The following is a 20,996-nucleotide window of genomic DNA, read 5'->3' as shown; positions in this document are numbered from 1 at the left end:
TTGTAGGAATTAAGGTATTGCGTAGAGTCAAAGCAAGCGATCAACATGCATAAAAAAGCCCTGGCATATTGCCAGGGCTCAAAGATCGAATTCATTGTACTGTTAAGTCAAGCTACTCAGATAAGTTAGCCTCGCTTAGAAGCTGTACATCGCCATACCTTGGATGCGAACCGCATCACCGTCGGCACCGCCTTTGGTTTCGCGGCTGGCCCAGCTGGTTTCGATACCGTAAGAAATACGATCCGCCGGTGACCAAATGTAGTTCAGGTAGGCAGTGGCATAAGTATCGTTTTCGGAATCGTCATAAGTCGTGTCATCTAGGTCGACGGTAGCGACGTTATAGGAAGCATTGATAGCGCCTGGGCCGGCTTTAAGACTGGCACCTATAGTACCGCCAGTGCTTTCAATAGCTTCCATATCCCCATTGGCATCAATGTAGGCTGGCGATCCCTTCGGGCTAACGTTCATGTAGCCGCCAATGCCGTCGCCGTGAGTTACACCCGCTCGAAGCGTTAAGGCTTCGCTAGCCTGAAGAGCCGCTTCTAATGCAACGCCATAGCCTGTTGTAGAGTCGTCATCTACTGCAGCGTTGGGGTAAGCATCTGCATCATATTCAAGTTGGCGTAGTACGGCTGAAGCTGAGTATTTTAATGCGCCAGATGTGTTGGTATAACGCGCTGTGACATCAGGTAGGCTACTTTTAGCGATATCGCCAGGTGACTGAGTGCTGCTAGTAGTATCTTCACTGCCCCCCAGCGTATCCGGGTCTTCGATTGCTACTGAAAAGTTGTTCATTGTGTAACGCAGCTGCGGCTGACGCGCTTGGTTACCTACGCCGGGAGGGCCAGTGAAGTCAATGGTTGGCGTGCCTGCAACAAAGCCATAGAAGTTGGTCCAGGTTTGGCCAGCCAGAATATTGTTCCAGGAGCCGTATGCGTGGCGAAGGCGGAAGGAGCCGCCACCGCCGTAGAAGTCACCTTCGATCTTTGTCTCTAAAGTGCTGCCCTCTAACGGGGTGGAGGTACTAAAGCCGATACGGCTCTGGTAGGCGTGCATATTAAAATGGCCCTCTTGGGTGGGCGTTCCATCCAAACGTACACCATTCTCAGAAGTGGCCAACCTATCGTGTGCAATTGAATTCCCAAGCTTGCCGTCAACATCATAGATGATATCTAACTTGGCGTAGCCGTAGATGCTGGCGGTGGTGTCGCCTACTTCAAAGTCAACGGCGTGTGAGGCAGAGGCCACGGCTAGGGCAAGGGCGCTTGCGGAGAAAAGCGAGGCTTTTTTAAAGGTTGTTTGTATTGTCACGTGCTATTCCTTTCGATGTTGGACCGCTGTTGGCCAGCGAGTCGTTATTGTAGTGGTCGTATATTGGTCAGACAGCCCTGAGCGTGTGAACGCTGTTCGCTATCTGTGCCTAACATAGCGAGGACGCACATAAGTGACAATCATGTAAAAGATATATTACGACTAAAGAACGAGGAACTTTCGCCCTAGTGACCCATTTTTGCGGAAGACAGCAGTTTTTGACGCGACAAGAAAAGCGAAAAGATCCGCAACGGGTGTGCTCGTACCCGAGCTACCTTAGCGTTAAGGGAAAAGGGAGGTTTTGACGCTTGTGATATGGCATAGTTACGACTAGCTATTGAGTTATTTAATGACGTTTACTTACTACTTCTTTGCCTTGAATTATAAGAAGGATACCAATTGGCTAAACCTTCCAACTGGAATCTATTTCGCTGTTTTCGCACGCTGCAGGGGCGTCTTGTTTTTGGGCTAGCGTTCACGTGGTTGCTGGTCGTTGCGCTTGTGCTGGGTATGGCGTGGCATTTGGGGCAGTCGATGGTGCAGCGCACCAGCCTGTCGCACCTTCGCTATGAAGCGAATATGCTCACGGACGAAATCACACAGCAGATGAGTTCGCGCATCAGCGCGCTGAAGCATGTGTCTGAAACTGTCGCAGGCCGAGATAACTCGTTGTGGCTCCAAAATGAGCTTCGCCGTAATAATGCGCTATTGGAGTGGTTTGAAGGTATTGTCATCATCGACGCAAATGGCCAAGTCGTCGCGGATTGGCCTATGGTGGATGATCGTCAGGGTCTGGATACATCGCAAACCGAATATTTTCGTATGCTGAAAGGCACCCAAAGCCCCTATGTTAGCGAACCGTTTGTAGGCCGGGCGAGTCAATATCCGATGGTGCTGGTTAGCGTACCGAGGTTTGACGCTCAAGGGTCGTTTGCCGGCGTTGTCGGTGGCGTTGTGAGTTTGAGAACCAGCGGCTTGTTTTCGCGTCTTTCTCGAATGCAGCAAAGCGAAGGCAGCTACGCAGTGATCTTCACCGCCTCGGGCAAAGTGTTGTATCACCCTGATCATGAAAAAATCATGTCAGATGCACCGGCTCAGTCTAATAATCGTTGGCTGAGCGAGGCGTTAGATGGCTGGCAGGGAAGTGCCGTTGGATCGCTCTTGGATGGGCAGATTGGTATGCAGGCTTACGGCCAAGTGTGGCCTGCCGGATGGATTGTGGGGCGCTATTTAACTAAAGAAGAAGCGCATCTGCCGCTGTCTGACTATATCAAAAAACTGTGGTGGGTTTGGGCAATTTTAGCGGTGCTAATGTTGCCGCTGTTGTGGTGGCTATTGGGCCGTTTGCTACGTCCGCTGCGATATTTGGAATCCCAGATTGGCGAAGTTGGCCTTGGCCAGCGTAAGTACGTCGCATTGGCTACTAACATGCAAGAGCTCAATCAGGTGGCTTCCACGTTTAATCGCGTTGAGGGCGAGCGCCAAGCGCTGCTTGATAGCGTTCAGGAACGTGAAGCGTTTTTAAACTCCATCCTGCAAGCCACGCCGCAAGGCATGTTTGTGGCTAACTTTGACGGCGATATCACCTACATGAACCCGGCGTTGCTTGATCTGCTGGGTATTTCATCGACCGTGCCTATGTCGCAGTGGATCGAGCAAGTGCACCCTGATGATCGCGAAGGTGCCATGGATATGTGGCGCCATAGCTTAAAAACTCATAGTGAGTTTGTGCGCCAGCTGCGCTTTATCCGCCATGATCCTTCCGATCAAAAAACTGACAAAGAAACGCTCTGGCTTGAGGTGCATGCACGGGCGGTGATGGTCTCACAAGCGGAGTTTTCGCTGGGGATGGTCGGCATGGTGAAGGATATTACCGAACGTCGCCAGCAGGAAGCGCTTCAGCGCTGGGAGGCGGAGCACGATCCGCTCACCGGGCTTTTAAACCGTCGCGGCTTTGAGCGGCGCTTGGACGAAGCGTTTGCCGAATTCCAAAAGACCAGTACTCCCTCAGCATTGATGTTGTTTGATTTAGACCACTTCAAACCGATCAATGACGAAGGTGGTCACGCTCTGGGCGATGAAATGTTGCGTCGTATTGCCCAAGTGGTGGCGTGGGAAGTTCGCCGCAGCGACCACGTCGCCCGACAAGGCGGCGATGAGTTTGGCGTGCTGCTGCCCAGTTGTACGCTAGGCCAAGCGCGGAAAGTGGCGGAATCCCTGCGTCAAGCGGTAGCCGATATCTCGGTTACGCATGAAGGCAAAGAGTATTGCGTCACGCTGAGTATCGGTGTCACGGCATTCGATGAAGAAGACCACGAAATGAACGATGCGGTAAAGCGCGCCGATGCCGCCAGTTATGAAGCCAAAGCGCAAGGGCGTAACGCAGCGGTTGTTAGTGTGGTCGACACGTCGAGCGTTAATGCCCTGTTTGATTAAAGACCTCTTCATAGGGCCTAGCTAGCCATTGAAGTCTGTTTTAGTGTTCATTAGCGGTTGGCTATCAGCGTTTGCTATGAGAGAGGTTTTTTGTGAGCTTGATAGAGCTTTTCGCACGGACGTTGGATGTCACGCTGCCAGTGTTTGCGATGGTGTTTGTTGGCTTAGGGCTTAAACGGTTGGGCTGGATTGATGCCGCTTTTGTCTCTACTGCCTCAGCGCTGGTGTTCAAAGCGACGCTGCCTACGCTGATTTTTATGAGCCTCGTTCAAGCGGACCTTGCCGTTGCGCTTAATCTCCCATTACTCCTCTTTTTCGCCCTCGCCACGCTTGCACAGTTTTTAGTCAGCTGGGCATGGGCGCATTACCGTGTCCCTTACGCTGACCGTGGTGTGTATATCCAAGGTGCTTTTCGCGGAAACTGCGGGATTGTAGGGCTCGCATTGGCAGCGGCGATGTACGGCAGCTACGGGTTATCTGCCGGTGGCGTTTTACTCGGCGTGGTGATTTTGACTTACAACGCGCTCTCGGTAATTGCGCTGGCCACGTTTCAGCCCGGCCAATCCACCGATTGGCGTAGCCTGTTGGGCAGTATCGTTACCAACCCGTTGATTCTCGCGGTGATGGTGGCGGTACCCTTTGCCGCTTTTGAGTTGCCTCTGCCGAGGTGGTTAATGACCTCAGGCGAGTATTTCGCCTCTCTGACGCTGCCGCTGGCGCTGATTTGTATTGGCGCGACACTATCGGTCTCTTCGTTAAGAGGAGATAGCCAGGCTGCTCTTGGCGCAAGTACGTTGAAAATGGTGGTGTTGCCGGGGTTGGCGACGTTAGCTGCCTGGCTTCTAGGTTTTACCGGGCGTGAACTTGGCTTGTTGTTTCTGTTTTTCGCCAGCCCCACCGCGGCGGCAAGCTTTGTGATGGTGAAAGCCTTAGGCGGTAACACAGCCCTTGCGGCGAATATCATCGCCATGACGACGCTGATGGCTAGCGTGACGGTCACTTTGGGTATTTTCCTACTGCGCGGCCTCGGTTGGATCTAATCGCCGAAGTCCTCGCGTTCTGGCTGAGAGTTGGCGCCTTAGCCAGTCAAACGTTATACTATGCGCCCCTTCACGTCCCTGTAGCTCAGTAGGATAGAGCAGCCGCCTCCTAAGCGGCAGGTCGCAGGTTCGAATCCTGCCAGGGACGCCAGTTAAGCCAATCGGCTGAAAGGCTCGGAGCGTGGCAGTGGTACATATCGATTCCTGAGCGCTTATTTATCTGCAGCCCAGGACCGATGTCGTCCTCTATTAAGTGTTAAAAGCTAATAGAGGTGCGAATTTGCCTCGCTTTTTCCTGCAACAGCGGCAGGTAGGTTTCCAGCAGCGTGTGCATATCGATACGGGCGGCGTTAGTGCTGATATTGATCGCGCCGAGCAGTTTGCCATTAGCGTCAAACGCCGGTACCGCAAGCGAGCGCAGGCCCGAATCCAACTCTTGATCCGCCACGGCGTAGCCCTGGTCGCGCACTTGTTCAATGCACGCCTTGAGCGTAGCGCTATCGGTGATAGTCTTGTCGGTGTAGCGCTCAAAATTGAGGCGAGCAAGATAGGCATCGAGCTCGCGTTCGGGGAGTTGGGCAAGCAGTACCCGGCCCATTGAGGTGTGGGCGGCGGGAAGGCGCGTGCCGACTGAGAGCGTAATCGCCATCAGCCGGTGTGGGGCAGAGGAGCGAGCCAGATAGATCACGTCGTCGCCGTCCAGCACCCCAAGTGACGATGACTCCCCACACTGGCGGGTAATGTCTTCTAGATACTGCTGAATCACGCTGCGGTGATTATTAGACGCTAGGTACGAATAGCCTAGCTGCAGCACCTTTGGTGCCAACTCAAAATAACGCTGTTGTTTGCGCACATAGCCTAAAGCGTGCAGCGTAAGCAGAAAACGGCGCGCCTTGGCGCGGTTCATGCCGGTGCGAGCGGCCACTTCGCTTAGCGTCATGCGCGGATGAGTATCGTCGAACGCCATAATGACGTCGAGCCCGCTGGAAAGGGCCGCGACAAAGTCACGGTCGGTCGGTTTTAGTGTGTCTTCCGATGCGGCGTCGTCCATGGTTGTCGGCCCTTACTCTCTGGCTTGTGTCGTTAAATCAAGTGGAAACGGTGCGAGAATAACACGATGTTCGAATAGCGAACAATATGCCGGAGGCGTTTCTGCTGCTAAACGACGGCGAGTAGGCCGCTTAGTGTCATCAGCCAAATCAGTATGTTCAGCGTCACAAATGACAACGTCGTTGCAACGAGCATAGCGGCAGCGCTGACACCGCCTAGCCCGTAGCGCTGGCCAAAAAGTGGGTAGATGCTGATCATCGGTGCAGCGGCAAAAATCAGCGCACCGGCGATATAGAGTGGGTCGATGCCCGGCACCAGCATAAACGCGACCAGCACCGCTAACGGGTGGAGAAGTAGCTTGCCCGCTACCACTTGGCTGACGTCTCTCACCATGCCTTTCACTTTAAGGCCATAAAGCGCGCCACCGATCACAAAAAGTGCGGCGGGGCCGGCGGCTTCAGCGAGCATATCGATGGCTTTGGCCACCGCGCCGGGTAGCGTAAGGCCGGTAACGGCGAGGGTAATGCCGATGAAAAGCCCAATGAGAATCGGGTTTTTGATCAAACTTAAAGCGGTCTTGCGTACCGTGGCCCAAACGCTGGTGCCTTGTTGCAGGCTCACCTCGGCCAGGATCAATGCGGTGGGGATGATAATCAACGTTTCGATGACCATGTTCAGCGCCAGCATAATGGCTGCCGGTGAGCCGATGATCATCGCGGCGACCGGATAGCCAACAAAACCGCTGTTGGCCGCGGCCATGCCGAGCGCTTGCATGGCGCCAAGGTTAAGCGGCTGGCGCTGAAATTTCACGCTAAGCAACAAGCTAAATAGCAGCACGACAATCGAACCCAGCCCATAGGCGAGCAGGTAATCGAGCTTTAACACTTCACCTAACGGCTGCTGGGTGAGGGCGCGGATGACCAGAGAGGGTAGCGCGCAGTACATCACGAATACGCCTACGCCTTGTATCTGCTCACGGGAGATAATGCCGCTCCAGCGCGCCGTATAGCCCACGCCGATCAGCAGAAAGATCGGCGCGGTAATCGCCAGAATCGCGAGCATGGCGGCCTCCTTGTCGCGTTAAACCAAGGTTTGTTCGAATGACGAATAAGTGTACGCTATTTTTCGGGAGACATCATGAGCTCGATGTTGCGGCTGAGGTGACGAGCTGTTCGACGTAATGGGTGCGAAGCGGTATCACCTGCGGGTTAATTTGTTCGGCGCCGATAAGCCCAGCGGTAAAAAAGCGAAACGCATCTACGCCTTGAAACACGAAGAGATCAACGCCTGAGAGCGTTTTGGCGTTAGCATGGTAAGCGGCGTTTAAAAGCTCCGTGTGGGCCGGGATGTACACCGCATCAAATACCCAGTGCTGGGCGCCCAGCCCTGCGGTATCGATAGGGCAGCCGGGATGATTGATGTGGCCGATGGGCGAGCAGTTCACCACGCCTTGCCAATGGGGAAGCGCGTGTTGCGCCTGCTCCGGGGTGATGCACTCAGCGGTAATCCCCATGGCGTTGAGGTCGTGGCAGAAGCTTTCCGCCCGAGCGCTGTCACGTTCAAGAATGTGGATGCAGCTGACCGCTAGTTTACCCAACGCACACGCCACCGCACGGCCAACTCCACCGGCGCCGATTAATAGCACATCACCCGCAGGCCCGTCGCCGAAAGAGTGGCGATAGGCGCTGATAAAACCGGTGTAATCGGTGTTTTCGGCGCGCAGGCCGTCGGCATCGAATAGCAGCGTGTTGGCGGTGCCTACCCGTTGCACACCTTCGCTGCGGATATCGGCAAGCTGGGCGGCTTTCTCTTTAAAGGGGAAGGTGACGTTGGTGCCACGATAGCCTTCTGCACGCAACGTTTTTATCGCGCTTGCGAAGGCAAAACCCTCAACGCCCAAGCTATCCACTAAGTCATAACGCACAGGCAAGCCGAGGGCCGCGCCTAAACGTTCGTGTAGATCGGGCGATTGTGATTTGGCGATGCCTTCCCCTACTAGGCCGAGTTTGATCATGCTTGGCTCTCCCCCGTTTCGTGGCTTGAAGTGACGTGAGAGCCGTCGTTGGTTTGCGCTTGTAGGCGCTGCTGCGCGGTGACGCGCACAAAGGCATTCGGCGCGCCGAGGCCCTGGTAGCCCTCGCGCTGGACCAACTCGAAGAAGAATGCCTTGCGGCCAGGCTGGGTATACAGCTGGTGGAAGTCGCCGTCTTTGTCCTGGTCAAAGAGGATGTGGTGATCCTGCATCCATTGCAGGGTTTGCGCCGGTAGATCAAAGCGTGCACCCAAGTCGCGGTAGTAGTTACCAGGAATCGGCAGCACCGGCGTACCCGCCTGTTGAAGCGCTGCACTGGTGTCACGCATGGAGGCCGTGCGCAAGGCGACGTGGTGTATCCCCGAGCCACCGTACTGGCGCACAAAACGGTTGCTAGCGGTATCCGGGGAGGCACTGGCGTTAAGCGCCAAGCGAAAGCGACCGTTATGATTTTGCAGCACCTGGCTTTGGATCAGCCCGCGCGGGTCTGCCACATCGAACGAGGGCGTGGGCGCCAGCTGGAAGATGGCGCGGTACTGCAGCATCAGCGAGAGATAATCGTGATAAGAGAGCGCGATGCTGATGTGGTCAATATCCACCAGCGCCCCCTGGGGAACGGGCTTTGCATCCACTGGGAACTCGCGATCCCAGGTGCGGCTTAACTGCGAGTCATCGATGATATAGGAGAGGCTGCCATCGACATTGCGCAGTGCGCTCATGCGGTGTGTCGCGTCGACCTCTTCAGGCTCGACGATATCGTAGCCGAGCTTGTCCGCACGCTTGAAGGCCTCGAAAGCGTTACGTACCCGCAAGCCGATAGCGGTAACGGCGGTGGCGTCGCGGCCGGGTACACGGCCGGTGAAGCTCGCCTCGGTGTTGAGCACTAAGTTAACGTCGCCCGCTGCCCAGCGCTCGGCGTTGAGCGTGTGGTGGTGGCCGACGCAGGCCATACCCATGGCGCTTAGAAGCTCGCGTAGCGGGGCTAAATCGTCGGGTTCCGCAGCGATTTCAAGAAATGCGACCGACTCGATCGGCTGCGGCGCGGGGATATCGCTTTCGCCCTGCATGCTGCGCAGCAAATGGTAAGAGCGCAGGCCGTCGCGGGCGGTTTGGTCGCTGTGGCCCATGCGGAACACATCGTTAAAGATCTCATGGGAGAGCGGGCCGTCGTAGCGCGTCTCCTGCAGCATGCCCATGAAGCTATCCATCTGCAGTTCGCCCTGGCCGGGGAAGCAGCGGTAGTGGCGACTCCACGACAGGTGATCCATAGAGAGGCGCGGCGCATCGGCGGTCTGCACTAAGAAAATGCGATCCCCTGGGATGCGGCCGATGGTACCAAGCTCCGTCTGGCGCGAGAAAATGTGAAAGGTATCCAATACCAAACCCACGTTCGGGTGCGCGGCACGGCGCACCACCTCCCAGCTGTCGCGGTAATCGTGAATATGCCGACCCCACGCGAGCGCCTCATACGCCACGCGCATATTGCGCCGGGCGGCACGTTCGCCTAGCTCATAAAAGTCATCGGCCGCGCGGCTCAACCCCGGTAGCGAATCGGGATGGACGGTGCTGCACACCATTAACAGATCCGTGCCGAGCTCTTCCATTAGGTCAAATTTGTGCTCGGCGCGGTCGAACGCTCGCTCCCGCGCACGGCCCTGCAGGCCTTCAAAATCGCGAAACGGCTGAAGAGTCACTAGCTTAAGCCCGCGGGCGCGAATCAGCTCCCCGGCCTCTTTTGGTGTGCCGGTGAAGGCCGTTAGGTCGTTTTCAAATAGCTCAAGCCCCTCAAACCCGGCCTGGGCAATGGCGTCTACCTTCTCTTCCAGCGAGCCGCTTAGGCAAACCGTGGCAATGGATGAGTACATGGCATCACGCTCCTTATATTCAGTGAATTCAGTAACCCGCCAAGCGCGGCAGGAAGGTGACCAGTTCGGGCACGAAGGTAATCAGCAACAGGATCAAAAACTGCACGGCGAGCATGGGCAGAATGCGGCGGATAATCGCCCCCATCCCCACGCCGGAGACCGAATCCGCGACAAATAGACAGAGCCCCATAGGCGGCGTGATCAGCCCCATCATCAGGTTGAAGATCACCACAATGCCGAAGTGCAGCGGGTCGATGCCGAGCTCCATGGCGATGGGGTGCAGAATCGGCACGAGCACCAAGATGGCCGCTATACCCTCTAAAAACAGTCCCACTACCAGCAGGAGCAGAATCACGGCAATCAGGAAAGTCCACTGGGTATCGATACTCATCAGCGCCCACTCGGTGAGCATGTTGGGCACGCGTTCGAAGGTTAATACCCAGTTGGCTGCGGCAACGGCGCCCATGATGACCATAATCACCGCGCTGTCGCGCATGGCGCGGGCGAAGATGCCAGGCAGGTTCACCAGTTTGATATTGCGGTAGAGCACCACGCCCAGAATCAGCGCGTAGACCACTGCAAAGGCCGCCGCCTCGGTCGGCGTGACGATACCAGCGAGAATGGCCCCGACCACAAATACCGGCATCAGCGCGGGTAGTAGGCCGTGCAGGAGAGCGTTGCGGCGAGATTGTTGCTTTGACTGCGTGGCGCCCAAGTCACCGGCGAAAAAGTAGACGTAAATCGAAAGCCCAAGCGCCAGCAACAACCCCGGCACGATACCGGCCAAAAAGAGCCCTGGCACTGATACGCCAGAAACCGTCAGTGCGTAGATAATCACCGGAATACTCGGCGGGATGATCGGGCCGATCACCGAAGACGCAGCAGTAAGCGCGGCGGAGAAATCGCGTGGGTAGCCTTCTTTCTCCATCGCCGGGACGAAAACTCTCCCTAATGCGGAAGTATCGGCAATCGCCGAGCCGGAAAGGCCCGCAAAAATCACCGACGCCCAGATGTTCACGTGCGCGAGACCCGCTTTCATGCGGCCTACAATCGCGGTGGCCAGGTTAATAATCCGGTGGGTAATGCCCGCTTCGTTCATCAGCTCGCCAGCCAGAATGAACAGCGGTATCGCTAGCAGCGGAAATGACTCCATCCCGCCGAAAAATTGCTGCGAGACGATACGGATGTGGTAGGGCAAATCCCCCAAGCCCATCAGTACCGTGAGCGTGCCGAGGATGGCAAACGCAAACGGCACGCCGAGCAGGATGAGCGCTATTAGCAGTCCAAAGATCATGAGGTTGCCTCCTCACCGGTGTGCTCGGTTAGCCGGCGTGCCGCCATGACCAGTGCGGAGAGGCTAAGAAGCCCTCCGCCTGTGAGCATCGACGCTTGAAAGAGCCACATCGGCATGCCGGTGCTCGACGAGGTGCGCCCTCCGCGCGATGCGATAAATTCAACCGCCGACACCATCAAACCAATGCCGATCACCAGCACCATCAAGTCGACGGCCACGGCCTGCCAGCGCACCCAACGCCGCGGCAGCAGGCGACGAATCAGGTCAAAGCCAATGTGTTTGTCCTGTAGATAGGCCCAGGACATGCCAAACATAAGGCCGTAAATCATTAGGTAAATGGCGGCATCTTCGCCCCAGGTAATGGAGCCGCCAAAGGTATAGCGCGCAAAGGCATTGCCTGCGACCAGTAGAAAAATCAGAATCATGGCAAGCCCAGCCAGGCTGCCATTGAACAGGATCAGGCCACGATGTATCCGGGCAAGAAGATGAGACATAAGAGCACCTTCGATCGTTTGTCAGGTACGCAGGATCGCGAGTGGGCCATCCAAGGCCCACTCGCAAAGCGCTTTGATCAATCGGGGGTTAGTTAGAAGCGTGCGGACGCATCTTCCACAGCGGAAGAGAGGCGGTCGATCCACTCAGCATCATCACCAAGCTCATCGCGCAGGTAGGCCTGCACCGGCGGCTGGGCGGCCTCGCGGAAGGCTTCCATCTGCTCGGCGGTAGGCTGGGTGATTTCCATGCCTTCCTCTTCCAGCTTGGCGATACCCTCTGCCGAGTTGAACTGCTGAATGGCCCGGCCGGTGGTGCCTGCCACGACGGCAGCGCGCTTCACCGCGGCTTGTTGTTCCTCGGTAAGCGACTGGAAGATATCGTCGTTAATCAGCAGATGGTCGACGCCGTAAACGTGGCGGTCCAGCGTCAAGTAATCCTGAAACTCGTAGAAGTTGTTGCCGTAGATCACCGAGACGGGGTTCTCCTGACCATCCACCACGCCGGTGGCAAGGGCCGTCGGCACTTCACCCCAGGCGATGCCCTGCGGCTCTGCGCCAAGTCCCTCTACCATCTCTTGATAGAGAGGAATGGTTTGCACACGGAACTTCAGGCCTTCCATATCTTCCGGTGAGTGGATCGGGCGTACGGAGTTGGTGAAATGGCGAAAGCCGGTTTCGCCGTAAGCCAGCGTGCGAAGGCCCGTCTCTTGCAGGCAGTGCTCGGCGAGCGCTGCGCCAAATTCGCCATCCATGACCTCCCACGCGACCGGGGCGGAGGGAAAGGTGTACGGGATATCCGTGACGGCGACTGCCTCACAGAAATTGGCGTAGGCGCCGGAGACCATCGCGATGCTGATGGTGCCATCTTGCGCGCCTTCAATCAGCTCGGTTTCACCGCCTAACGAGCCTGCGGGGTAGAGCTCCACGGTGAGATCGGTTTCGGCTTCGACCATGTTTTTGAACACTTGACCGGCCGCGCCTTTTTTCGAGGTGGTCCAGTCATCCGGATCAACGTGGGCAAAGCGCAGCGTTTGCGCGGAAGCGTGCGCTGCGGCAGCGAGTGTGGCGGCAGCGAGTGTGGCGGTGAGCGTGCGTTTCATCGATACGTGTGGAAAAACCATTGTTATTGTCCTCTTATCGGGCAGTTGTCATGGGGTTGAAAATGCCATCCGCCTTGGCGTGCTTGGTTGTTTCGTCCTGTCCCAATTAACAATGTACGAAATGGTACGTTCAGTCAAGATGTGGCATACTAGACAAAAGACGACCACGACAATAAGAGGGCCAATGTATGACTGCCACTTCGAGCACCTCCAGCCCCCCGACAGCGCGGCGCAGGCGCAAGAATGATCCGGAATCCGTGCGGGCTGATATTCTCGCGGTGGCCACCCGCGAGTTTTCTGAAAAAGGCCTCTCCGGGGCGCGAATTGATGAAATCGCCGAGAAAACCCGCGCCTCCAAACGCATGATTTACTACTACTTTCGCGATAAAGAGTCGCTCTACTTGCACACGCTGGAAGCTGCCTACCAGAAGGTGCGCTTGCAAGAAACCGAGTTGGAACTCGATCACTTAGCTCCGCTTGAGGCGCTTAGCCGGTTGGTGCGGTTTACGTTCTGCCATCATGCTAAAAATCCCGATTTTATTCGCTTGGTGATGATTGAAAATATTCACCATGGGCGGTTTTTGGCGCAGTCAGAGTTGATTCAATCGCTTAATGCCGGTGTGATTGATGCCCTCGCCGACGTCTACGCGCGTGGCGTCGAAAGCGGCTGCTTTCGCGAAGGCTTAGATCCGCGCGAGTTGCACTGGCTGATTAGTGCGCTGTCTTTTTTCAACGTCTCCAACCAACACACCTTTTCGCGTATTTTTGATTGGAAGCAGGCCGCGCCGGAAAACCAGCAGAAATTAGAAGATCACGTTACCGACATGGTGATGCGCTACGTACGTACGGATGAAGCCTTGCGTTGAGCCGGCCGGATGCAAGCGCGTAAGTGGGTATTTGCGGGTTGGTAGCCGCCTCGATAGCATGGCGTTTAAATGGCGAACAGTTGTACGATTTTGCTGACGTCGTTCAAAGCGATGCCTAGATTCCTGCTAAGAAGAGGTTGATTATCCATGCCTGCTGCATTTTTGAAGCATCCGTTTATGAGCCAGCACGCGCTTAGTGAGTTTGACGAGCGCGCGATGGTGCGGGCAATGCTCGCGTTCGAGATTGCCCTTGCTGAAGTGCAGGAGACAAGCGGCGCGATTCCTGCCACGACCAGCCAGCAGCTGCGCGATGCGCTCGACGGTGTCGACTGGGACATTGACGCCATCGCCACCGGCATCGCCAGCGGCGGCAACGTGGCGATTCCGTTTGTGAAGCAGGGGCGCGCCAAGCTCCCCGCCGCGCTCAAACGCTACTGGCACCTCGGCGCGACCAGCCAAGACGTGGTCGATTCCGCGCTGATGCTATTGCTCAAACCGCGTTTGGCCGCGCTGGATAACTTGCTTACACGCTGCCGCACAGCGGCGCTGGCGCTGATGGAGGCTCACGCGGATACCCCGATGGTGGGGCGCACGCTGATGCAGCAGGCACTGCCGATCACCTTCGGGGTGAAGGTCTCGCACTGGGCGGTGGGGCTGGAGCAGAGCCGCCGCCGCTTGGCAGGCGTGGAGTTGCCGGTGCAGTTTGGTGGCGCGGTCGGCGTTCATTCCGGCTGGGACGCACAGGGCTTGAGTTTTATGGACGCGCTAGCCGAGCGATTAAATCTTGCGGCGCCCGTACTGCCTTGGCACACAGACCGCCAGCCGATTCATGCGCTGGGTACGGCGCTGGACGCTATTGCTGGCGCGGCAGAGAAGGTCGCGCTCGATGTGTCGCTGCTGACGCAAACCGAAATCGGTGAAGTCGCCGAACCTTCCGCGCCGGGCATGGGAGAATCTTCTTCCATGCCGCATAAGCGCAACCCGGTGCGTAGCGCCTTGATTCGCGGTGGCGCTCGTCAAGTCCATGGCCTTACCAGCACGCTGTTGAACGTGTACGCCCAGCCATTAGAGCGCGGCCTGGGCGAATGGCACGCGGAATGGGCACCGCTGACTGAGAGCACGCTGCTGGTGGAGGGGGCGCTTGAGCAGCTCGCCGTGCTGCTCGAAGGTTTAGATGTTTACCCCGAGAAGATGCAGCGTAATCTGGCCGTTACTGGTGGCGGCATCATGGCCGAACCTGTCGCCCGCCTTCTCACTCCACACCTTGGGCCGGATGCCGCTAAAGCGCTCAGCGCCGAGGCCGCCGAAATCGCCCGCCAACAAGTCCGTCCGTATGCGGAAGTGCTGACCGAAGTGTTAGCGAAATACTCCGACGCCGCGAGTGTTACCCCAGAGGCGCTACGCGATGCCTGCGACCCAGCATTATACCTTGGTAGTAGTGCGCAGCAGGTGGCGCGAGCGCGCGCGTGGCTAATACCCACGCGTGACGTTTAGCGTTCTAAAGGGGTTGTTGACTTACGCGAGGTTGCCCGCTAAGTTTGTTCGCATATAGAATCTATGTTCGTAAGTCGAACAAAATTTGCGTTCATCCTAATAGAGGCACTTAGCATGGCCGAGTTTTTGAGCTTGCATGACGCGGTGGCGCGTTTCGTCGAGGACGGCGCTACCGTCGCCATGGAGGGCTTTACCCACCTGATTCCGTTCGCTGCGGGCCACGAAGTCATCCGCCAGCAAAAGCGCGATTTAACCCTGATTCGTATGACCCCCGATTTGATCTACGATCAATTGATCGGCGCGGGCTGCGCCAAGAAAGTCATTTTCTCCTGGGGCGGTAACCCCGGCGTTGGCTCGCTGCACCGCCTGCGCGATGCGGTTGAGAAAGGCTGGCCGCGCAAGATCGAGATTCTTGAGCACAGCCACGCGGCCATGGCCTGCGCTTTTGAAGCGGGAGCAGCGGGCTTGCCGTTGGCGGTGTTGCGCGGCTATGTCGGCAGCGAACTGCCTAGCGTTAATGATCAAATCAAGTTTATCGAGTGCCCCTTCACCGGTGAGCGGTTAGCGGCGGTGCCCTCGGTGCGCCCGGATGTCTCCATCGTCCACGCTCAGCGCGCTGATCGCCAAGGCAACGTGCTGGTTGAAGGTATCGTTGGCGTGCAGAAAGAGGCCGTGATGGCGGCGAAGCACAGCATCGTCACCGTCGAAGAGATCGTCGACGATCTGAACGCGCATCCCAACGCCTGTGTGATTCCCGGCTGGGCGATTAGCGCCATTGCCGTGGCCGAAAAGGGGGCGCTGCCTTCCTATACCCACGGTTACTACGATCGCAACAACCGCTTTTATAAAGAGTGGGACGCTATCGCACGCGACCGCGACACTTTTACCACGTGGCTCGACGAGAACGTCTATAACGCCGCCCGCAGTACAGCCAGTGACAGTGCAGGAGGACAAGCCTGATGAGCCTGGAATACACCTCTTCGGAAATGATGACCGTGACCGCCGCCCGCGCGCTGGCAAACGGCACCACCTGCTTTGTCGGCATCGGCCTGCCTTCGGAGGCCGCCAACCTGGCGCGCCTGACCCACGCCCCCGATGTGGTGCTGATTTACGAATCCGGCACGCTGCAAACCAAACCCGAGATTTTGCCACTATCCATCGGCGATGGTGAACTGTGCGAATCCGCGCTGACCACCGTGGCCGTGCCGGAGATGTTCCGCTACTGGCTACAGGGCGGAAAGGTTGACGTTGGCTTCTTAGGCACCGCGCAAATTGACCGTTTTGCTAACCTGAACACGACGCTAATCGGCGATTACAAGGCGCCGAAGGTTCGCTTACCGGGCGGTGGCGGTGCGCCGGAAATTGCCACTAGCGCGGGCGAAGTGTTTATTACCCTTAAACATTCAAAACGCGCTTTTGTAAAAGATGTCGACTTTGTGACCACGCTGGGTTTTGGCCGCGACGGTAAAGGGCGTGATGGCGTGCCCAATATCGGCAAAGGCCCTACCCGTGTCATTACCGATCTCTGCGTAATGAAGCCCGACCCCGAGAGCAAGGAGCTGGTGGTGGTCTCGCTGCACCCGGGCGTGTCGCGTGAGGACGTGATTGATGCCACGGGTTGGGAAATTCGCTTTGCCGAGCAGCTGGAAAGCACCCCCGAGCCGAGCGAAACAGAACTCGACGTACTACGCGAGCTGAAAGCCCGTACCGAACGCGCCCACGCGGGCCAGTAAGGAGAGCATCATGACTGACGTATTTCTCTGCCATCCGCGCCGTACCGCCGTGGGCCGTTTCGGTGGCACACTGGCAAGCGTTCGCCCGGATGACGTTGCCGCGACGCTTTTCAAAGCGGTGCTCGCTGAGGCGCCGAACCTCAAACCGGCCGCCATCGAAGAAGTCTTTATGGGCTGTGCTAACCAGGCCGGTGAAGACAACCGTAACGTGGCGCGGATGTCATCGCTGCTGGCTGGCATCCCGGCATCTGTGCCTGGCACCACCATGAATCGCTTGTGTGGCTCGGGTATGGACGCCGTTGGCACTGCCTTTCGCGCCATCAAAGCTGGTGAAATGGAGCTCGCGCTGGCCGGTGGCGTGGAGTCGATGTCGCGTGCGCCTTATGTGATGGGCAAGGCCGATAGCGCCTTCTCCCGTGGCCAGAAGATCGAAGACACCACCATAGGTTGGCGTTTTATCAATCCGGCGATGAAAAAGGCGTTTGGGGTGGATTCCATGCCCGAAACCGCCGAGAACGTCGCCGAGCAGTTTAAGATCGCGCGCGAAGATCAGGACGCCTTCGCCCTGCGCTCACAGCAGAAAGCCGCCGCCGCGCAAAAGGGGGGCCGTTTTGCTCAGGAGATTACCGCCATTGAGATTCCCCGCCGTAAGCAGGAACCGCTCATCTTTGATCATGACGAGCACCTGCGCGAAACCACGCTCGATAAATTGGCGGGCCTGCCCACGCCGTTCCGCGATGGCGGCAGCGTCACCGCAGGCAATGCCTCCGGTGTGAACGACGGCGCGGCGGCAATGCTAGTCGCAAGCCAAGCGGCGGTCGAGGCGCACGGCTTAACCCCCATGGCGAAAATTCTCGGCATGGCCACGGCGGGTGTAGAGCCGCGCATCATGGGCTACGGCCCGGTGCCTGCGGTGCAAAAACTGCTCAAGCGCACTGGTGTGAGCATAGATGAGATCGACGTGATTGAGCTAAATGAAGCCTTCGCCGCTCAGGCGCTTGCGTGCCTGCGTGATCTCGGTATTGCTGACGACGACCCGCGCGTAAACCCTAACGGCGGTGCGATTGCACTGGGCCACCCGCTGGGTATGTCCGGCGCGCGCTTATTGCTCACCGCTGCCCACGAGCTGCAAAACAGCGGCAAGCGCTATGCGCTGTGCACCATGTGCGTTGGCGTCGGCCAAGGTATCGCCACGCTGATCGAGCGGGTATAGCCCAAATAACAGGAGAGAGATCATGGCATTTGCAACGATCAACGGCCGCGGTATCGCCTATCGCCTGCTCGGTAGTGAGGCCAACCCGCTGGTGGTGCTGGCGCACCCGCTGGGCATGAGCCAAGCGGTATGGGATGACGTTATTCCAGCGCTGTTGCCACGTTACCGCGTGTTGACATGGGATTTGCCCGGCCACGGCGCGAGCCAAGCCGTAACGGGTGCCCAGACAACACCGGCGGATTTGGTCGCCGAAGCGTTGGCGCTGGTAGCGCTCTCTGGCGCCGAGCGTTTTCACTTTGCCGGCACCTCAATCGGCGGCGTGGTCGGCCAGCAGCTGATTGCCGAACATAGCGAGCGTTTGCTCTCCGCCACACTGACCAATACCGGCGCGGTGATTGGCAACGCAGAACTGTGGAACACCCGCGCGGCCCGCGTGCGCGAAGAGGGCTTGGCGGCGATGGCCGAAGAGATCGTACCGCGTTGGTTTGCCCCGGCGGCGTTTGAGGCCAGCCCCGCGCTGAAAACCGGCTGGTGCACGCAGATGGGCCGTGGCGATGATGAATCCTACGCTCAGCTGTGCGAAATGCTGGGTCGTGATGTCTTTACTGGAAAGCTCACGGGTAAGCACGCCAAAATCCGGCTTTTCGGCGGCAGCGAAGATATGGCCACACCCCCCGCCACGCTGGAAGCGCTTTCTGCGGAACTCGACGGCGCACCGCTAGAGATTTTTGATGGCATGGGTCATGTACCCCCGGTTGAGGCGCCAGCGCTATTTGCCGAGAAACTGCTCGCTGTGCTGGCTGTGGATCTCGGCGATGTGGGCGCTAACGGCGTGGATTACGCCAGCGGCCTTGAAACCCGTAAGCAGGTGCTGGGCGAGGCGCACGTTGAACGCTCCACCGCGAATGCGACGAGCCTGGATGCGCCGTTTCAGCAGATGATCACTCGCCTGGCGTGGGGTGAGCTTTGGAGCAACGACGACCTGACCCGGCGTGAGCGCAGCATGATCACCACCGGTATTCTCGCCGCGCTCGGCCGTGAAGAGCTAACGCTGCACTTGAAAACTGCCAAGCGTATCGGTCTTTCTGAGGCCGAGCTACGTCAGGTGCTGATGCACGTGGCGATCTACGGCGGCGTGCCGGCGGCAAATCACGCCTTTGCGCTGGCCAAAGAGCTAGGCTGGGGCGAATAGCACCGCTGCGCTAAACTCATAACCAAAAGGTTATGAGTGAGAGAGGGAAAGGGCATGCTCAATGCGCGGATCAAATTGCGCCACCTTCAAGCTTTTTTGCAGGTGGCGCGCCAGCGCAGCTTCGCTCGCGCTGCGGAGCGTTTGGCGATTACTCAGCCGGGTATCTCGAAAACCATCCGTGAGCTAGAAGAGACGCTGGCCGTTGTGCTTTTTGAGCGCACGCCGCGCGGGGTTTCGTTAACCCAGGCGGGGCTGACGCTGCTGCGTCATGCCGGGCCTGCTCTGCGCACTTTGGAGGAGGGCATTGGCGCGGTGGGCGAGGGCCGCACCGGGGCGAGCTGGCTGCGCATCGGCGCGCTCTCCACGGTGGAGAGCCGTTTGATGCCCGAAGCGATTCACCGTTGGCAGGCGAGCATGGAAGGCGAGGGTGGCGTTAGCGTGGTGACAGGCCCGAGCGCCTTTTTGCTCTCGCGCCTGCGACGCGGCGAGCTGGATTTGGTGGTCGGGCGCATGACCGCCGCCCGCGAGATTCTCGATCTCAATTTCGAGCACCTCTTTTACGAGCGCCTGCTACTCGCCGTCCGCGCGGGACATCCTCTAGCAGCCGCTACCGAGCTCACGCCCCAGGATTTAACCGCCTACCCTTGGGTATTGCCACCTCCGCAAACCACGCTGCGTCAGCAGGTGGATAGCTTTTTTGTCCGCCACGGCTTGGAGCTGCCCGCGCAGCCGTTGGAGACGCTTTCACTGCCGCTAGGGCGCGGTTTTACCCTGGGCAGTGATGCCATTTGGGTGGCGCCCGAAGAGTCCGCGATGGAAGGGCTCAAAACCGAAGAGCTGTGCGAGCTACCACTGGCCATGGAGCAGCAGGGCGGCTCGGTGGGATTGTGCACCAACGCTTCACTGGCGCCATCGCTAGCACTGGATCAGTTTTGCTATACCTTGCGCGCCATCGCCGCCGAAAAAGCCATCACTACACCATAGCTAAGCCATAAGTACGTCATAACTCCGCATATAACTTATAGGTTATGACATAACGCTAAAACGTCAATTGGCACGGTGCTGGGTTATTTGCAGACTAGCTACTTACAGGCTGGCTGTTTCCAGACTGTCTTGACCACTTCCCTAAAGGACAATAACGATGTCGTACCAGAATAAACGCTTTGTCGAGCGTGACCGCAACTGGCACCCACCGGGTTATGCGCCGGGCTATAAAACCTCGATTGCGCGCTCGCCGCAGCAGGCGTTGATGAGCATGCAAAAGCCGACGGTTTCGGAACTCTCCGGCCCCGATTTTCGCAAACTGCGCATGGGGCCGCACGACAACGATCTGCTGCTCAACTTTCGCCAAGATCAAAGCCCAGGCCTGCCGGTGGGCGAGCGCATTGTTATGTTCGGCCGCGTGGTTGATCAGTTCGGCAAGCCGGTACCGCATACGCTGGTGGAAATGTGGCAGGCCAACGCTGGTGGTCGTTATCGCCACAAAAACGATAACTACCTCGCCCCGCTCGACCCTAACTTTGGCGGTGTCGGGCGCTGCCTGACCGACGAGCACGGTTGGTACCGCTTCCGCACCATCAAGCCCGGCCCCTACCCGTGGCCCAACGACCCCAACAGCTGGCGCCCGTCGCACATTCACGTCTCGGTGATGGGGCCGTCGATCTCTACGCGTTTGATTACCCAGATGTACTTTGAGGGCGACCCGCTGATTCCGCTCTGCCCAATCGTGAACACCCTTAAAGACGCTGAGGCGGTGGAAACCATGATTGGCCGCCTGGACATGGCCCATAGCAAGCCGATGGATTGTCTGGCTTACCGCTTTGATCTGGTCGTACGCGGCGAGCTGCAAACTTACTTTGAGAACCAATAAGGGAGG

General features: G+C 57.7%; 18 protein-coding genes and 1 tRNA gene. 11 read left to right on the top strand and 8 right to left on the bottom strand.

The window, feature by feature from the left end; all coding sequences use genetic code 11:
- Nucleotides 1–135: 135 nt before the first annotated feature.
- The gene (locus HZS81_RS15340) at nucleotides 136–1,311 is read right to left on the bottom strand and encodes a DcaP family trimeric outer membrane transporter (protein WP_179931391.1); all 1,176 of its coding nucleotides are present in this window, start codon (nucleotides 1,309–1,311) and stop codon (nucleotides 136–138) included.
- A 399-nt stretch (nucleotides 1,312–1,710) separates the two neighbouring features.
- Here HZS81_RS15340 and HZS81_RS15335 point away from each other — a divergent pair, with 399 nt between their 5' ends.
- The 3 genes from HZS81_RS15335 (at nucleotide 1,711) to HZS81_RS15325 (ending at nucleotide 4,938) form a co-directional block, all read left to right on the top strand.
- Entirely contained in the window at nucleotides 1,711–3,747 is a 2,037-nt protein-coding gene (locus HZS81_RS15335) for a diguanylate cyclase domain-containing protein (protein WP_338401868.1), read from the top strand.
- Between the two features lie 92 nt (nucleotides 3,748–3,839).
- Entirely contained in the window at nucleotides 3,840–4,787 is a 948-nt protein-coding gene (locus HZS81_RS15330; protein WP_179931390.1) for an AEC family transporter, read from the top strand.
- A gap of 74 nt (nucleotides 4,788–4,861) precedes the next feature.
- Nucleotides 4,862–4,938 (top strand) — tRNA-Arg (locus tag HZS81_RS15325).
- 105 nt (nucleotides 4,939–5,043) lie between these two features.
- On the opposite strand, the gene HZS81_RS15320 is transcribed toward HZS81_RS15325, so the two are convergent.
- The 7 genes from HZS81_RS15320 to HZS81_RS15290 form a co-directional block, all read right to left on the bottom strand.
- Nucleotides 5,044–5,838 carry an IclR family transcriptional regulator domain-containing protein gene (locus HZS81_RS15320; protein ID WP_179931389.1) on the bottom strand — a complete coding sequence of 265 codons (795 nt, stop codon included), beginning with the start codon at nucleotides 5,836–5,838 and terminating at the stop codon, nucleotides 5,044–5,046.
- Between the two features lie 107 nt (nucleotides 5,839–5,945).
- Nucleotides 5,946–6,899, bottom strand: a complete 954-nt coding sequence (locus tag HZS81_RS15315; RefSeq protein ID WP_179931388.1) for an AEC family transporter — start codon at nucleotides 6,897–6,899, stop codon at nucleotides 5,946–5,948.
- Between the two features lie 73 nt (nucleotides 6,900–6,972).
- Nucleotides 6,973–7,851, bottom strand: a complete 879-nt coding sequence (locus tag HZS81_RS15310) for a shikimate dehydrogenase family protein (protein ID WP_179931387.1) — start codon at nucleotides 7,849–7,851, stop codon at nucleotides 6,973–6,975.
- Complete coding sequence (locus HZS81_RS15305) at nucleotides 7,848–9,734, bottom strand: bifunctional sugar phosphate isomerase/epimerase/4-hydroxyphenylpyruvate dioxygenase family protein (RefSeq protein WP_179931386.1); 1,887 nt, start codon at nucleotides 9,732–9,734, stop codon at nucleotides 7,848–7,850. Before HZS81_RS15305 ends, HZS81_RS15310 begins: the two co-directional genes overlap by 4 nt.
- A gap of 28 nt (nucleotides 9,735–9,762) precedes the next feature.
- Nucleotides 9,763–11,028, bottom strand: a complete 1,266-nt coding sequence (locus tag HZS81_RS15300; protein ID WP_179931385.1) for a TRAP transporter large permease — start codon at nucleotides 11,026–11,028, stop codon at nucleotides 9,763–9,765.
- Nucleotides 11,025–11,522, bottom strand: coding sequence for a TRAP transporter small permease (locus HZS81_RS15295; protein WP_179931384.1), 498 nt, complete (start codon nucleotides 11,520–11,522; stop codon nucleotides 11,025–11,027). The genes HZS81_RS15300 and HZS81_RS15295 overlap by 4 nt, the downstream gene beginning before the upstream one ends.
- Before the next feature lie 92 nt (nucleotides 11,523–11,614).
- Nucleotides 11,615–12,643, bottom strand: a complete 1,029-nt coding sequence (locus tag HZS81_RS15290; RefSeq protein ID WP_206679568.1) for a DctP family TRAP transporter solute-binding subunit — start codon at nucleotides 12,641–12,643, stop codon at nucleotides 11,615–11,617.
- Between the two features lie 167 nt (nucleotides 12,644–12,810).
- Here HZS81_RS15290 and HZS81_RS15285 point away from each other — a divergent pair, with 167 nt between their 5' ends.
- From HZS81_RS15285 to pcaH, 8 genes are all read left to right on the top strand, one after another.
- On the top strand, nucleotides 12,811–13,488 hold the full coding sequence (locus HZS81_RS15285; RefSeq protein WP_179931383.1) for a TetR/AcrR family transcriptional regulator: 678 nt from the start codon (nucleotides 12,811–12,813) through the stop codon (nucleotides 13,486–13,488).
- 147 nt (nucleotides 13,489–13,635) lie between these two features.
- A complete protein-coding gene (locus HZS81_RS15280) occupies nucleotides 13,636–14,982 on the top strand; it encodes a class-II fumarase/aspartase family protein (protein ID WP_179931382.1) in 1,347 nt (448 codons plus the stop codon).
- A 114-nt stretch (nucleotides 14,983–15,096) separates the two neighbouring features.
- Nucleotides 15,097–15,942, top strand: coding sequence for a CoA transferase subunit A (locus HZS81_RS15275; RefSeq protein WP_179931381.1), 846 nt, complete (start codon nucleotides 15,097–15,099; stop codon nucleotides 15,940–15,942).
- Nucleotides 15,942–16,715 (top strand): CoA-transferase subunit beta, encoded by a 774-nt coding sequence (locus HZS81_RS15270; protein ID WP_179931380.1) that lies wholly within the window; start codon nucleotides 15,942–15,944, stop codon nucleotides 16,713–16,715. The genes HZS81_RS15275 and HZS81_RS15270 overlap by 1 nt, the downstream gene beginning before the upstream one ends.
- Before the next feature lie 10 nt (nucleotides 16,716–16,725).
- On the top strand, nucleotides 16,726–17,928 hold the full coding sequence (gene pcaF / locus HZS81_RS15265) for a 3-oxoadipyl-CoA thiolase (protein ID WP_179931379.1): 1,203 nt from the start codon (nucleotides 16,726–16,728) through the stop codon (nucleotides 17,926–17,928).
- 22 nt (nucleotides 17,929–17,950) lie between these two features.
- Nucleotides 17,951–19,120, top strand: a complete 1,170-nt coding sequence (locus HZS81_RS15260) for an alpha/beta fold hydrolase (RefSeq protein WP_179931378.1) — start codon at nucleotides 17,951–17,953, stop codon at nucleotides 19,118–19,120.
- Nucleotides 19,121–19,174: 54 nt separating this feature from the next.
- Nucleotides 19,175–20,104, top strand: coding sequence for a pca operon transcription factor PcaQ (gene pcaQ / locus HZS81_RS15255; RefSeq protein WP_179931377.1), 930 nt, complete (start codon nucleotides 19,175–19,177; stop codon nucleotides 20,102–20,104).
- Nucleotides 20,105–20,261: 157 nt separating this feature from the next.
- Nucleotides 20,262–20,990, top strand: a complete 729-nt coding sequence (gene pcaH / locus HZS81_RS15250) for a protocatechuate 3,4-dioxygenase subunit beta (RefSeq protein WP_179931376.1) — start codon at nucleotides 20,262–20,264, stop codon at nucleotides 20,988–20,990.
- Nucleotides 20,991–20,996 lie beyond the last annotated feature (6 nt).

Source organism: Vreelandella salicampi, from assembly GCF_013415105.1.
Lineage (GTDB): Bacteria > Pseudomonadota > Gammaproteobacteria > Pseudomonadales > Halomonadaceae > Vreelandella > Vreelandella salicampi.
Note: the sequence above shows the minus strand (reverse complement) of the source record. Positions and strands in the feature narration are given on the sequence as shown.

Coding starts and splice junctions, on each gene's coding strand:
- HZS81_RS15300 (WP_179931385.1), bottom strand. CDS start 11,028: ATGATCTTTGGACTGCTAATAGCGCTCATCCTGCTCGGCGTGCCGTTT.
- pcaH (WP_179931376.1), top strand. CDS start 20,262: ATGTCGTACCAGAATAAACGCTTTGTCGAGCGTGACCGCAACTGGCAC.
- pcaQ (WP_179931377.1), top strand. CDS start 19,175: ATGCTCAATGCGCGGATCAAATTGCGCCACCTTCAAGCTTTTTTGCAG.
- HZS81_RS15295 (WP_179931384.1), bottom strand. CDS start 11,522: ATGTCTCATCTTCTTGCCCGGATACATCGTGGCCTGATCCTGTTCAAT.
- HZS81_RS15320 (WP_179931389.1), bottom strand. CDS start 5,838: ATGGACGACGCCGCATCGGAAGACACACTAAAACCGACCGACCGTGAC.
- HZS81_RS15280 (WP_179931382.1), top strand. CDS start 13,636: ATGCCTGCTGCATTTTTGAAGCATCCGTTTATGAGCCAGCACGCGCTT.
- HZS81_RS15260 (WP_179931378.1), top strand. CDS start 17,951: ATGGCATTTGCAACGATCAACGGCCGCGGTATCGCCTATCGCCTGCTC.
- HZS81_RS15315 (WP_179931388.1), bottom strand. CDS start 6,899: ATGCTCGCGATTCTGGCGATTACCGCGCCGATCTTTCTGCTGATCGGC.
- HZS81_RS15290 (WP_206679568.1), bottom strand. CDS start 12,643: ATGGTTTTTCCACACGTATCGATGAAACGCACGCTCACCGCCACACTC.
- HZS81_RS15270 (WP_179931380.1), top strand. CDS start 15,942: ATGAGCCTGGAATACACCTCTTCGGAAATGATGACCGTGACCGCCGCC.
- HZS81_RS15305 (WP_179931386.1), bottom strand. CDS start 9,734: ATGTACTCATCCATTGCCACGGTTTGCCTAAGCGGCTCGCTGGAAGAG.
- HZS81_RS15310 (WP_179931387.1), bottom strand. CDS start 7,851: ATGATCAAACTCGGCCTAGTAGGGGAAGGCATCGCCAAATCACAATCG.
- pcaF (WP_179931379.1), top strand. CDS start 16,726: ATGACTGACGTATTTCTCTGCCATCCGCGCCGTACCGCCGTGGGCCGT.
- HZS81_RS15275 (WP_179931381.1), top strand. CDS start 15,097: ATGGCCGAGTTTTTGAGCTTGCATGACGCGGTGGCGCGTTTCGTCGAG.
- HZS81_RS15285 (WP_179931383.1), top strand. CDS start 12,811: ATGACTGCCACTTCGAGCACCTCCAGCCCCCCGACAGCGCGGCGCAGG.